Annotated in this window: 12 protein-coding genes; 9 read left to right on the plus strand and 3 right to left on the minus strand. The window is 51.4% G+C overall.

Annotated elements, in window-relative coordinates; all coding sequences use genetic code 11:
- The first annotated feature begins 87 nt into the window (after positions 1–87).
- Positions 88–1923: an FAD/NAD(P)-binding protein gene (locus M8332_RS05655; RefSeq protein WP_252779850.1), complete on the plus strand. Its 1836-nt coding sequence runs from the start codon at positions 88–90 to the stop codon at positions 1921–1923.
- Between the two features lie 48 nt (positions 1924–1971).
- On the plus strand, positions 1972–2172 hold the full coding sequence (locus M8332_RS05660; RefSeq protein ID WP_252779851.1) for an LBP_cg2779 family protein: 201 nt from the start codon (positions 1972–1974) through the stop codon (positions 2170–2172).
- Between the two features lie 58 nt (positions 2173–2230).
- On the opposite strand, the gene M8332_RS05665 is transcribed toward M8332_RS05660, so the two are convergent.
- Positions 2231–3247, minus strand: a complete 1017-nt coding sequence (locus tag M8332_RS05665; protein ID WP_252779852.1) for an NADP-dependent oxidoreductase — start codon at positions 3245–3247, stop codon at positions 2231–2233.
- Positions 3248–3601: 354 nt separating this feature from the next.
- Between M8332_RS05665 and M8332_RS05670 the strand changes: the two genes are divergently transcribed.
- Complete coding sequence (locus M8332_RS05670; protein ID WP_252779853.1) at positions 3602–4432, plus strand: aldo/keto reductase; 831 nt, start codon at positions 3602–3604, stop codon at positions 4430–4432.
- 94 nt (positions 4433–4526) lie between these two features.
- Here the strand turns inward: M8332_RS05670 and M8332_RS05675 are convergent, their stop codons facing one another.
- Together M8332_RS05675 and M8332_RS05680 are read right to left on the minus strand one after the other, a co-directional pair.
- Entirely contained in the window at positions 4527–5696 is a 1170-nt protein-coding gene (locus M8332_RS05675) for a hypothetical protein (protein ID WP_252779854.1), read from the minus strand.
- 17 nt (positions 5697–5713) lie between these two features.
- Positions 5714–6688 carry an asparaginase gene (locus tag M8332_RS05680; RefSeq protein ID WP_252779856.1) on the minus strand — a complete coding sequence of 325 codons (975 nt, stop codon included), beginning with the start codon at positions 6686–6688 and terminating at the stop codon, positions 5714–5716.
- Between the two features lie 188 nt (positions 6689–6876).
- On the opposite strand from M8332_RS05680, the gene M8332_RS05685 reads away from it, so the two are divergent.
- The 6 genes from M8332_RS05685 to M8332_RS05710 all read left to right on the plus strand — a co-directional run bounded on the left by M8332_RS05685 (position 6877) and on the right by M8332_RS05710 (position 12979).
- Entirely contained in the window at positions 6877–7218 is a 342-nt protein-coding gene (locus tag M8332_RS05685) for a hypothetical protein (protein WP_252779858.1), read from the plus strand.
- Between the two features lie 75 nt (positions 7219–7293).
- A complete protein-coding gene (locus tag M8332_RS05690; protein ID WP_252779859.1) occupies positions 7294–9648 on the plus strand; it encodes an ATP-dependent DNA helicase in 2355 nt (784 codons plus the stop codon).
- A gap of 96 nt (positions 9649–9744) precedes the next feature.
- Entirely contained in the window at positions 9745–10188 is a 444-nt protein-coding gene (locus tag M8332_RS05695) for a Fur family transcriptional regulator (protein WP_252779861.1), read from the plus strand.
- Positions 10189–10296: 108 nt separating this feature from the next.
- A complete protein-coding gene (locus M8332_RS05700; protein WP_252779863.1) occupies positions 10297–11433 on the plus strand; it encodes a DUF3290 family protein in 1137 nt (378 codons plus the stop codon).
- 120 nt (positions 11434–11553) lie between these two features.
- Positions 11554–12246 carry a VIT1/CCC1 transporter family protein gene (locus M8332_RS05705; RefSeq protein WP_252779864.1) on the plus strand — a complete coding sequence of 231 codons (693 nt, stop codon included), beginning with the start codon at positions 11554–11556 and terminating at the stop codon, positions 12244–12246.
- Positions 12247–12274: 28 nt separating this feature from the next.
- Positions 12275–12979, plus strand: a complete 705-nt coding sequence (locus tag M8332_RS05710; RefSeq protein ID WP_252779866.1) for a VIT1/CCC1 transporter family protein — start codon at positions 12275–12277, stop codon at positions 12977–12979.
- Positions 12980–13042: the final 63 nt, after the last annotated feature.

Below are 13042 nucleotides of genomic sequence, written 5' to 3' on the forward strand. Positions count from 1 at the left end.
TCGCCCCTCTTTCCTGCTTCATTATAAACATATGTGAGAAGTAAAGACCACTATGGTAAAGTAAAACTGAGAAAGGAAGTTACGTGTATGAACATTGCATTAATTGGGGCGGGACCCCGGGGGATCCTGATCCTCGCGAACTTACAGCGCCACTCCTCCGCGAACCAGCACCTTCACGTCGACTGGTTTGATCCGGCCCCCATCGGTGGCGCCGTGTGGGATCCAGGCCAAGACCCTACCCTCATTATGAATTCACCGGCTCAACTAGTTACCCTGTATAACGATTACGACCAAGCAGCCCCCAGTGGTCCTACCTTTTACCAGTGGACCCAAGCCGCAGCTACCCAACTGTTCTTACAGCACAAGCGCTTCAACCCGGAAATTGCCGCGAGCGCCACAGCCTTACAAGCCAACGACTATGCACCGCGTGCCCTCTTTGGTGCGTACGCCCAGTGGGTCACGGAGCAGCTTCTGGCGAAGCTCCCGGCGGGCTTAACCGTCACTTACCACCAGACCGCGGTTACGAACCTTACTAGGCAACCCGCCGGCTATCTGGTGCACACTGCTACCGCAACGTATCCGGCCGACCAAATCGTTTTAAGCACGGGCAATACGTCCAATCAACCAAGCCCAGCCGAAACCGCTTTGGCCGACTATGGAACTGACCATGGACTCCGGTATCTTGGTCCCAAACTCCCGAACCAGGCGGACCTAATGGCCGTTCAACCGCACCAACCGGTCATCATCCGGGGACTCGGTCTCTCCTTCTTTGACTACGTTACCAAGCTCACCACGGGCCGCGGCGGCCACTTTACCGAAACTAGCGCACACCAACTAGAATACCATCCGAGTGGGCAGGAACCCCAGATTATCGCCGGTTCCAGGCGGGGCGTTCCTTACTACCCAAAACCGATTAATCAGGACCAAGTTGGCGAAACCCATCCCCATTATTTCCTGACCCCGGCTAACATCGACCAGCATCTGGTTAACGGCCATCTGCCGGGCCCCGTTTTCTTAGAACTGCTCCAGGCAGAAATTGAACTGCGCTACTACCAAATTCTGCTCGCCAATCAGGACCAGTCGGAAAAGACAATTAATGACTTCACAAATGGTTTTGTCACAGCACCGGACCGCGCTCAGTTCGTGCAAAGTGCAGGAATCCCCGCCGATAAGCGGTGGAACTGGGACACCATTTTAAACCCCGTGGCGGGCACCAAGATTGAAACAACGCAGACGTACCAGCAGACCCTCTTAAAGTGGATGGATCAGATCATGGCTGATGCCCAGCAAGGTTCGCACCAGGCCCCTATCACGGGCGCACTCACGTTAGTCATTGAACTGCGACCCCTGCTCCAACAGCTGGTGATTACGGGAACGTTCACGCCAGATGACTACGTGCACGACTTTGTGGGCCGGTTCGTGCCCAGCAGTAGTTTTCTCACTGCCGGGCCACCCTTACTGCGTTACCGCCAACTAGCTGCCCTGATCAAGGCGCAGATTGTCACCATCGTCGGTCCCCAACTCCGCATTGTCGGTGCCCAGCAACAGTTTAACGCCTTCTCGCACTTCTACCCTCACGAGCGCTTTCATGCCCAAGCACTACTCGAAGCACGGGTTCCCAACCAAAACCTGGAGCGGACCGCTAGTCCCCTGCTGAAAAACCTGCGCCAGCAAGGCCTTGTGCGTCCCGCTTCCCTGCCACTGCAAACAGGCCAGTTGTTTCAAAGTGGCGCCATCGACGTCGATTTAGCGACCTATCAAGCGCGCCAAGCTGACGGTAGTTCCATGCCCGGCTTGTTTATCTGGGGATTACCACTTAGCGGGTTGGAATGGATGACCACTGCCCTCCCGCATCCCGTCGCCAACGACCATAATTTTGCCGTTGCCAACTTGATTACCAAGCAAGTATTAGCCCATCAATAAGCGCTCAAACTGCTATAATGATAGAAAACGCCCCAAGGAGGCTTTACCATGGCACACATTGACGAAGCGTTTAGTAACCTCGCCACTGAACTAATTAAATACGAAGAAAAGCATAATTTTGATGACAATCAAATGGCCGTTGCCCTCCACATGACGGTGGAACGCTACCATGACATCAAAAGCATGTGGTCCCAACCAGACGCGGATGAAACCAAGCTGATTCAGGACTTCTTACTTCACAATAAATAAAAAAGGCCGTTCCCTTCGGAACCGCCTTTTTTTGTTGGCTTTAACCGCCTTGCCAGGGCTAGTTATTCACGTTTACAATCACTTTCCCCTGAGCGTGCCCACTTTCAAGGTAGTCATAGGCGGCCTGGGTTTCGCCAAAGGCATAGATCCGATCGATGATTGGTAGTAACGTTTCGGCTTCGATTAACTGACTAAGCACTTGCAGTTGGGGGCCACTCGGATGCATGATCAAAAAGTCATAGTGCACTCGGTGTTTCCGGGCGAGGCGTCGCAGCGGGGCACTAACCGCCCCAAACAACAAAGACTTCGCTAGGCCACAGCCGTGTTGCTGCCCGAATTGATAGGTTGGTAACCCATTAATCGTGACCACGTGCCCACCGGGACGCACGATTTTAAAGCTGTCGCGGAGGTACTTGCCACCGAGGGTGTCAAACACCACATCGTAGTGAAACAACACATCCGCAAAGTAGTTCTCGTGATAGTTAATCACCTGGTCGGCACCCAGCGAGCGCACCAGCGCGGTCTTCTCGGGACTCGCCGTGGTGGTAACGTAGGCACCCAACGCTTTCGCAATTTGGATAGCCATCGTTCCAATTCCTCCGGCGCCGGCTTGAATGAAGACCTTTTGCCCGGGTTGCACGTGCCCCAGTTCAACGAGCGCCTGATAACTGGTCAGACCCGTCAGGGGGACTCCACTCGCCGCCTGAAAGTCTAGATCATCGGGTAACCGGGCTATTTCCTGCGCGGGAACCGCAATGTAATCGGCTAACGTCCCCGTGTGCTCGTTATCCGGACGACCATAGACCCGGTCACCGACCACAAAGTTCTGAACCTGACTGCCAACCTGCACGACTTCTCCTGCAAACTCATTTCCCATGGTCAGGGGTAACTGAAACGAAAAGAGGGGTTTAAGCTTCCCCGCTTGAATTTTATAGTCGACCGGGTTTAACCCGGAATTACGAACGTACACTAGCACGTCCTGCGGTCCAACGGTGGGAACCGCCGTGCGCTGGTTCTCGGCGATGTCACCGTAATGATTAAAACGAAAGGCTTTCATTTGCTTGGGAATTTCCATACTACTTCTCCTTACATTAACTGCGAAACTAACCAATCCTGGCGCCACGTTGGCAACCAGACAAGCGGTTTCGCTAGGTACCCCACTACATAACGGGAGCGTGGATGCTTCGATTCTAACGCCTTTTGAACCGTTTACGCAATTAATTCGGGGGCAGCCCCCGGTTTAGAGGCATCCGGTAACTCGACGGGCCGGGCGGGTTAAGTAACCAGTGTATCATATGCTTAAAAACCGCTTCCAACAAATAGCCAACCCCAACTAGCAGGTCTCTCACTCTCATCGTTTTCAAAAATATGTTAAGATGACCCCGATTACAGCAAATCAATTCAGTTTAGTGATGAAAGGGGTTCCAGCATGGAAACTTATACTTTAGCCAACGGGATGCAGATCCCAAAGCTTGGCTTTGGCACGTACAAATTAACAGGGTTTAGCGGTGCCATGGCCATCAAATCTGCCATTAATCACGGTTATCGCCTGCTCGATAGTGCCTATAACTATGAAAACGAAGGCGCGCTCGGCAAGGGGATTCGGGATGCGGACGTCAGTCGGTCTGACTTACTGGTCACCTCTAAGTTACCCGGCCGTTACTATCACTATGACGCCGCCATTCGGACCATTCAAGAATCACTTTATCGTAGTGGCTTGGACTATTTTGATCTTTATTTGCTTCATTGGCCAAACCCCAAGGACGATCACTACGTGGAAGCTTGGCAAGCATTAATTGCCGCCCAACAATTTGGCTTAGTTCGGACCATTGGGGTCTGCAACTTCTTACCAGCTCATTTAGACCGCCTCAGCCGGGAAACCGGGGTGCTCCCGCAAATTAACCAAGTGGAACTCCACCCGTACTTCAACCAGCTCGAACAGCGCCAGTACGACGAAGCGCATGAGATTCTCACCGAAGCCTGGAGTCCGTTAGGGCGAGCGAACGAGCTGTTAGCTGATCCCACGCTCGTGCAGCTGGCGCAAAAGTACGATAAAAGCGTCGTCCAGTTGATTTTACGGTGGGAAATCCAATTAAACACCTTGCCGATTCCCAAGGCTTCTAGTGATCAAAATCAGCTTAGTAATCTGGATCTGTTTGACTTTACCATCAGCGCCGCGGACATGGACCAAATCAACCACCTAACCAAGCCCGATGGTCGGACGCACGACCAGGATCCCGCAACCTACGAAGAATTTTAACCCTGCTTAAAAATACTGCCATCAACTTAAAAAACCAGCTCCCGGAGCTACGCCGGGGACTGGTTTTTGGTTAATTTAATCGGTGGACGGGTACTTAATGATCGCCCCGAATGCATCGTTGGGTTAGTTCCGCATCTAAGTAGCCAAAGGCTAGTTCATCAATCTTACTCAGCTCAAGTGTCTTACGCTTCGTCCGGGTCGGGTCGTCTTGGTCTAAGTACCGGAAGGTGACCTTACCGCCCTGTAACTGATACGGAATGCCCAAGTAAGTCTTGCCCTTCTTGGTTTTAAACCGCACAAAGCGCCGGAAGTAAATCGCCTGCCGTAACGTGGTGTAGACCAAATCAACGCTGCGGTCAAAACTGCGGTCAGCGTTTAACAATGGTTGGCGGTAGGTTCCGTGTGCCAGGTTCAACGAAACCAGGTGGTTAATCAAGCGCAGGTAGTCACACTTCAACTGCAAGCGTTGAATTTCCCCCAACCGGATTAGTTCGTAGCCCCCAAACTGCCCGTTCATATCGACTACGGACATAATGAGAACCTCCGCGTTGACAGCCTTGACCTGCCCGATGAAAAACAAATCGGGATGCACCTTTGGAACCATGATGAGCCGCTGGCCGGTTTCTGCGGCCCGGTGCAAACTCGCAAAGATCGGCAACGCCCCGGTAACCTCCACCGTTGCTTGGTGCGGAGCAAATAACTGCGTTTGGGACTGGGATAAAAGCTGTAATTCGGCCCCTAAAAATTCAACGGACCGAACTTCAGCCTTGGTTAACTCGACTTCGTGCGCCCGCCGGTTATCGAATTTATCAAAACTCGTCACCACCAGGTGACCGGAAGTCAGCTGCTTCACGAACCCTTCGAGCATCTGCCCGTCCTGTTTGATGAGCAACAACGCCTGTTGGTAGACATAGGCATTGCCTAACACTTGGGTCAATAAATCCACCCGGTCGTTTAATTTAATGGTACTCGGCGTCGTTCCCAATAAGTGAAGTTGCTGAGCCGACCGGATGCGCATCTCCATCCGCAACAGATCGTCACTTTCAAAGTCCACATCAAAAATATCCTGGTAGGTCAAATAGACCAGTCCGTTGGCTAGCCCCGTTTCGGTATAGGTTGTGATAATCACGCCCACCCGGTCCGTTGCCACCACCATCCCGGTGTAAAAAATCGACGAGCTGTTCTGCAAGACGTTTACCAGCGTGTGATTCCGCCGGGCCGTCTGCAGGGTTTGCCGGATTTCTTCTGTTTGATAGTTTTCCATTGTCATCACCTCGTTATCTACGAAAGTGCGTTGGCCATGTACTCTGCTAGGGTGCGACCGGATTTGCCACAGCTCAAACCCACGATCAACTTCATCCGGGCTTTGGGACCGTTGAGTTGCTCACAAAACACGATTCCCATGGACTGTAACTCAATGCCCCCGCCGGGATAGGCGTAGATGGGTTGGGCATAACCACTAAAGCACCGGGACACAAGCACCACCGGCACCTGCTGATCTAACAGCCGTTGCACAGCGGGGAGCGTCACTGCGGGCAAATTCCCCGCGCCCATTGCTTCAATCACCACGCCCCGTGGCTTGGCCGCATTAATGGCGTCAAAGAGTTCGCCCGTCATGCCAGCGTAGGCTTTCACCAGGTAAACCCCTTCGACCACATGGTCAATCTCAGTATACTCGCTTCCAATTAATTGTTGGGCAAAAATCACTTGGTCATGGTCGACGGTCCCCAGCGTCCCATAAATCGGATCTTTAAAGGTGTCGACGCTCGTCGTGTGGGTCTTCGTCACGTACCGAGCCGAATAAATCCCCGTATTAAAGACCACTAAAACTCCCTTGTTACGAGCGGCATCGGAAGCTGCTACCTCCACGGCACTCTTAAAGTTAAAGACTCCATCGGCACCAATTTCATTAGAAGAGCGCATCGCCCCCGTCACCACCACTGGAATCGTGTTGGGTAACGTCAAATCCAAAAAGTAGGCTGTTTCTTCGAGGGTATCGGTTCCGTGGGTCACGACGACCCCATCAATCCCGGCGGCCGCTGCTTGTTGAATCCGGGTTTTAATCTTTAACATGGCGTTGGGGGTCATGTGGGGCGACGGAAGGTTCAACAGTTCATCCGTTTCGACTTCAATCCCCGTTAACCCTAATCCTTCATTATTATCAAGCGGATTCTGTTCGTTTTGCACCACGCCCCCCTGCTCATTCAGGGACATGGAAATCGTTCCACCAGTGTGGATTGCTAAAATTTTTTTCATTTCAACTCCCTACTCCTATTCGCGATCATCTCCACCAATCTTACCATATTCCGGGGGTCACCAACATTAGCCCTCCGACATTCCTGCCACCCTAACTTTTAAAAATTATCAAAGATTGATTCGTTTTAAACATTAATGGTATGACTAACTTCGTTTTTGCTTTACAATTAAAGCTGAGGTGATTTTTAATGTCGAAAAAGAAACTGGAACGGCAAGAACGCGAAAAAATTGTAACTGATATGAACGAATTCCTAATCACGTACGCGAAATCAATTCTCCCCGCCGACGCTAACCTGGCCTCTGAGCTTTACCAAGCGGCTCAAGCAGACGTGACGGGCCTAGATCAGCTGTTCAAAGACGATGGCTACGGTCGCAAGGAACGCTACCAAAACATCGCCCAAGGGTTCATCTGTGACTACTACCACCTTGAACCCGCGGACAGTGCCGCTGAACAACAGAAACTGATTGACGAAGCCGTTCGTTACTTGGGACAGCATCAAGACCAGTTAAACCGCTGGATTAAGGAATAATTGCAACCTGACGTTAAGCAACTTGCTAGCTCGTAGCAATCGTTGCTTTTTTTCTGGACCAAAGGAGGGGCAACCATGCAAACGGTGGGGGTGCGTGAACTCGTAGGCTTTATGCTGCGCAGTGGCGATTTAAACAGTGCGTTAAGTAGTTTTAACACGCCCCAGGCTGGGGCTAGGATTCACCAGCGCCTCCAACGCAAGCGACCCCAGGCTTACCAGGCGGAGTATGCGTTGCAAACCGAAGTGACCTGTGCAGGCGACCCGTTGCTGATTCACGGGCGCGCCGATGGGGCTATCCTTCATGAAACCAGTGCCGAGTTAGAGGAAATCAAATCGTCGGACGTCGAGTTTAGCCAGCTACCCGCTAACCAACTCACCCTATACTGGGGGCAGGTGAAGCTCTATGCGGCGTTATTAATGCGCAAGCAACCCCAACTGACTCAGGTCACGATGACGTTAACCTACGTCCAAACTCCCGATGAAATCACGACGCAGACGGAGCAACTGATTGAGCGGGACGCGGCGCTCAACTTCTTAACTTCCATTGTTAACGAATACGGCGAGTGGCGCAAACTCCAACAACGGTTGGCCAGCGAGCGCCAGCAGTCCGCGCAGACCCTCACCTTCCCCTTTCCTGCCTATCGAGCCGGGCAACGGGAACTGGCAGCTGCCGTTTACAAAGCTGCGGTCCGGGGAAAGCAACTTCTCGCGGAAGCCCCCACCGGAACCGGGAAAACCATTTCCACCCTGTTTCCAGCCATCAAGGCCTTCGCCACGACTCCGCTGGAACGCATTTTCTACTTAACCGCCAAACAGAGTACCCGACGGGTTGCCGAAGCCGCCCTGGATCAGTTGCGTCAGCATGGGCTCCGGCTCAAAAGCATCACACTCACTGCTAAGGAGCAGATCCAATTTCTTGAGGAACAAACGCTCCCCCCCGAAGAAAATCCCTATTTTTTAGGATACTATGACCGGTTAAAACCCGCCCTCAAAGCGATTTTGACCGAGCACCGCCACCTGACTCCGGCTCTCATTCAAACTTACGCGCGTCAATACATACTGGATCCCTTTGAATTTTCGTTAGACGTCAGCCAGTTCTGTGACGTCATCATCGGCGACTATAACTACCTGTTTGATCCCGTCGTCCGGTTACAACGCTTCTTTGCGGCTACCAATGACCGCCAGTTCTTTTTGGTGGATGAAGCCCATAACCTGGTCGACCGCGCACGAGCAATGTACTCCACGAGTTTATCCGCAAAAGACCTCACGCCCATCCTAGCGCTAATTCCAGAAAATAAGGCTAATCATGCCGTTCGACTAAAGTTGAAAAACCTCCGGCGCCACTTTCGCCGGTTGCAAACCGCCCTGGAAGCAGGCGAACTCCAGTCCAACAACGTCGCCCTCGACGACGGCTTCACAAGCGCCGTGAACCAACTCACCACTGCGCTGCGCCAGTGGCTCCCCCAGCAGCCCGCGAAACCCCAGCTTGATCCAATCCTCCAGTTTTTCTTTGCCTGCACGACCTATTTAAAAATCACCGAACTTTTCGGCTCCAATTTCCGGTTTCGCTTGGTCCAGCAGGAGCACCACCTCACCGTGCGTCTCTTTTGTCTGGATGCCGCTCCGTTCATTAGTGAACAATTAGACGCCGGGCGGGGCGCCGTTCTGTTTTCCGCCACCCTCTCGCCCTTAGACTACTACCAACAAGTCTTAGGTGATAATCCCGAAACCTTGAAATATCAACTTCCATCCCCTTTTCCCACTAATTCACAAACTATATTGATTGCAACTTACATTAATACAACTTATAATCAAAGAACCAATAGTTTAGCAAAAATTATAGCCAGTATCCATGAATTAGTTACTAGTCGACCGGGTAACTACCTCATCTTTGCTCCATCCCATGCCTACTTAGAGCAAATTTACGCCGCCTATCGTCAGCACTTCCCCACCCAAACCGTCGTAGTCCAAACTGCTGCTATGACCACGGACGAGCGGGACCAGTTCCTAGCTGCGTTTCAGCAACCCGCAACGCAACCCGTGGTCGGCTTTGCCTTATTGGGGGGCCTTTTTTCGGAGGGAATTGATTTGGTCGGAGACAAACTGATTGGGGTTGCGATTGTTGGCGTTGGTCTGCCGGGACTCAATCCGGAAACCGACTTGATTCAAGCTTACTATGAAGCCCGAACCGGCCAGGGCTTTGCCTTTGCGTACCAACTCCCAGGTCTGAACCACGTCTTTCAGGCGGCCGGACGGGTGGTGCGTAGCATGCAGGATCACGGGGTGGTGTTACTGTTAGACCAACGCTTTGCCCAAACTCGGTACCGGACCTGGTTTCCAGCGACCTGGAAGCACTACCACCTCGTCCACAATTTATCCGAGTTACAGCGGCAGTTGCAGTTTTTTTGGCACCAACACCACGATTTGTAATTGTTATTACTTGAAATCCCATTTAGTTAGTGATTATGATATAATTAACTTTTGAGATTTTAATACTTTTATTTTTAAGAAAGAGGTATCGTCATTATGACTGACAAACGTTACGAAGAAGCAATGAACCGTTTAAAGGAGAATAACGTGCGTATCACTCCCCAACGGCAAATTATTTTGAAATACATGATTGAAACGGATGAACACCCGTCAGTGGAAACCATTTTCCACATCCTGGAAAAAACCTTTCCTAACCTAAGTATGGCAACGGTTTACAACAACCTGCGGTTATTTAAGAAGTTGAACCTAATCATCGAGATGCCTAGTTCTGACGGTGGGTACCGGTATGATTTCTTCGATCACCCCCACTTGCACGCTGCTTGCGACCAGTGCAACAAGATTTTTGACATCGATGACCCCGACTTCGACAAAATTAACGAGCATTTCACGGAACTCGCCAAAAAAACCGGCTTTGATCCGAAGGTGACGAACGTTGAAATTCACGGAATCTGTGCCGAATGCCAAGCTAAAGCTGAATAATTTCGATTAAAAAAAGACCATTGTGACCTACAATGGTCTTTTTTCGCTTTGAACTCCGATTTAAGTCCAGTATAATGAACTTAAAATTTAATTGTAGGAGTGACAATCGTGAACCTTTATTCGTATCAATATTTAATTCACAACTTTAGCATCGTGAATTACCTGTATCTCGGCCTCATCATCTTTGTGGCCGCCTTCATTCTCATCACTGGGTACATCTACTACCGTAACCAAAATGACTTCCGGTTCCGGAACCTGTTCATCCTGGTGTCGCTCGTCGGTGCCCTCGTAATCGCGCTCCAAGCCGGACGGATCAACGAACAGCGCAGTAGTGACAGTCAAACTGGTCAGACCGTGCAGATCCTAAAGAGCATCGCCAAGCAAAAGCACGTCCCGATTAACCAGGTCTACTCTAGTAGTAATGCGCTAAGCGATGGGATGACCATCAAGGTCGGTAAGCACTTCTACGTGTTAAACTTTAATAACGATAAAACCAACTATAGTATGAAAGAAACTCGCCTCGTTAGTCACCCGAAGTACATCACGAAGGGCCAGTTTAAATTCGGGGGCGGAGATAACAACGGTGTCGATTACGGCACGATTGCCCTGAAGTTCATCGTCGGGTTCATCATGATTGTGTTACAAATCAACCTCTCCGGGAAGGGAAACCTCGCGCCGTCTAACGCCCTGGATCAACTACAAAACTACATTCTCGGGGGAATCATTGGTGGGGTCATCTACAACTCACAGATTACGGTGCTCCAATTCGTCGCCATCCTCTTAATCTGGTCGGTCATCGTCTTTGCGATTAAGTTCTTTACCAGCCAGAGTAACATCCTCGACAGCATCGTCAACGGGACGCCCCAGGTTCTCATTCAAGACGGGAAGGTGAACGTCCGGCGCGCCCTAAAAAATGGCATCAACGCCAACGAACTGTCGTTTAAACTCCGGACCGACGGCATTAATGACATTAGTAACGTGAAAACCGCAACGTTGGAACAAAATGGTCAGTTGACGGCTACCACCTACAATGACGATAGCGTGAACTACCCGATTATCACCGATGGTCAAATTGATCTGACGACCTTGAAACACCTCAAGCTAACTACGGATGACGTTAACAAGCTGTTAAAAGACCAGCACGTCACGTTAAAAAACGTGTACCTGGGACAGTTTGAAAACGGGAAGTTAAACCTCGTTCTCTACCCACAAAACGAACGCATTACCAGCAAATTTAAACCCTAAGTCAAGCTCCCGAAGCCAAATTCGGGAGCTTTTTCAATTTGGTCCTTTACTAATTTACCCTAATCGATTACAATATATTTGTTACAAAATTATAAACTTTACAAAAGGACTGACTTATTTATGGCTAACCAAGCAAAAATGTCGCTTGCCCAAAAAATCAACGTCTTACGGGCGAGTGTGATGGGCGCTAACGATGGCATCCTCTCGATTGCCGGGATCGTTCTCGGGGTCGCCGGCGCTTCCACCAGTAACTGGGCCATCCTGATTTCCGGGCTGGCCGGGATGCTCGCTGGAACCGTCTCGATGTCAATGGGTGAATACGTTTCCGTCAACAGCCAAAAAGATTCGGAACGCCAGGCCATTACGACCGTGCGCACCGCGCTGCAAACGAACTACCAAGCCGAATTCGATTACGTCGAACATAAATACCGCCAAACCGGAATGAACGCTACCCTTGCCCACCAAGCGACCAGCGAAATGATGGCTGATGATCCGCTGACCACCGTGGTCCGGGAACGCTATTCCTTTGACCCAAGCAAGTTCACGAGCCCCTACGCGGCCGCCGTGGCCTCCCTGATCTCCTTTCCCCTGGGTTCCTTGCTACCCCTGATCTCCATCTTTGTGGGACCCGCCCGTTGGCACATTTTGACCACCTTTAGCGCGGTCATCATCGCCCTTGCCATCACCGGCTACCTGGCTGCCATTCTGAGTAAGGCGAACCGGGTTCGGGCCGTGCTCCGCAACGTCATTTCAGGCATTGTCACCATGTCCGTCACCTACCTAATCGGCGCCCTCGTTGGACTCGTCGCCTAAGTTATCGTTATCAAAGGAGGAACCTCTCATGAAGCACCCAGTAAAAGCAAAATCCAAGCAATCGATGGACGAAAAGTTAAATAACCTGCGGGCGGGCGTCCTCGGCTCCAACGACGGGATTTTAACCGTCGTCGGCGTGCTGTTCTCCGTCGGCGTGGCCACCACCAATCCCTTTACCATTTTCATCGCGGGGCTGTCCGACCTGCTCGCCTGTGCCTTCTCGATGGCCGGTGGGGAGTACGCCTCCGTTAGTTCCCAGCGTGACACCGAGGAATCCGCGGTGGCCGCAGAACAACGCCTGCTAACGACTGACTACGCTGGTCAACGCCAGGACGTGATTGACTACTACCAAAGTCGGGGCATTTCCGCCACAACGGCCCAGGAAATCGCCGATGACCTGTTACAAAAGAACCCCTTGCAAACGCTCGTCGCCGTTAAGTATGACCTTCAGCTCGGAAAGTACATGAATCCCTGGTCGGCCGCCGGTTCCTCGCTGGTTTCAGCTGCCGCAGGGGGCACCCTCCCGCTACTTGCCATGACCATGTTACCCCAGGAGCTCAAATGGAGTGGGACAATCGTTGCCGTCATCATCGCAGTGGCTCTGACCGGTTTTTGCAGTGCTAAACTTGGGAACGGACTAGTGAAGATTGCCATCATTCGAAACGTGATCGTCGGGATCCTCACGATGTTCATTCACTACTTCGTCGGAATCATGCTCGATCACTTTATCTAACCTCCGTGTAAGCCTTTCCAAAATCCGAATTTTTTGGCAATGCCCAGCCTTTTTCATCCGTGA

The organism is Fructilactobacillus ixorae, assembly GCF_024029915.1.
Lineage (GTDB): Bacteria > Bacillota > Bacilli > Lactobacillales > Lactobacillaceae > Fructilactobacillus > Fructilactobacillus ixorae.

Excerpts from the sequence above, each read along its gene's own strand:
- M8332_RS05655 (WP_252779850.1), top strand. The coding sequence starts at position 88 with ATGAACATTGCATTAATTGGGGCGGGACCCCGGGGGATCCTGATCCTC.
- M8332_RS05660 (WP_252779851.1), top strand. The coding sequence starts at position 1,972 with ATGGCACACATTGACGAAGCGTTTAGTAACCTCGCCACTGAACTAATT.
- M8332_RS05665 (WP_252779852.1), bottom strand. The coding sequence starts at position 3,247 with ATGGAAATTCCCAAGCAAATGAAAGCCTTTCGTTTTAATCATTACGGT.
- M8332_RS05670 (WP_252779853.1), top strand. The coding sequence starts at position 3,602 with ATGGAAACTTATACTTTAGCCAACGGGATGCAGATCCCAAAGCTTGGC.
- M8332_RS05675 (WP_252779854.1), bottom strand. The coding sequence starts at position 5,696 with ATGGAAAACTATCAAACAGAAGAAATCCGGCAAACCCTGCAGACGGCC.
- M8332_RS05680 (WP_252779856.1), bottom strand. The coding sequence starts at position 6,688 with ATGAAAAAAATTTTAGCAATCCACACTGGTGGAACGATTTCCATGTCC.
- M8332_RS05685 (WP_252779858.1), top strand. The coding sequence starts at position 6,877 with ATGTCGAAAAAGAAACTGGAACGGCAAGAACGCGAAAAAATTGTAACT.
- M8332_RS05690 (WP_252779859.1), top strand. The coding sequence starts at position 7,294 with ATGCAAACGGTGGGGGTGCGTGAACTCGTAGGCTTTATGCTGCGCAGT.
- M8332_RS05695 (WP_252779861.1), top strand. The coding sequence starts at position 9,745 with ATGACTGACAAACGTTACGAAGAAGCAATGAACCGTTTAAAGGAGAAT.
- M8332_RS05705 (WP_252779864.1), top strand. The coding sequence starts at position 11,554 with ATGGCTAACCAAGCAAAAATGTCGCTTGCCCAAAAAATCAACGTCTTA.
- M8332_RS05710 (WP_252779866.1), top strand. The coding sequence starts at position 12,275 with ATGAAGCACCCAGTAAAAGCAAAATCCAAGCAATCGATGGACGAAAAG.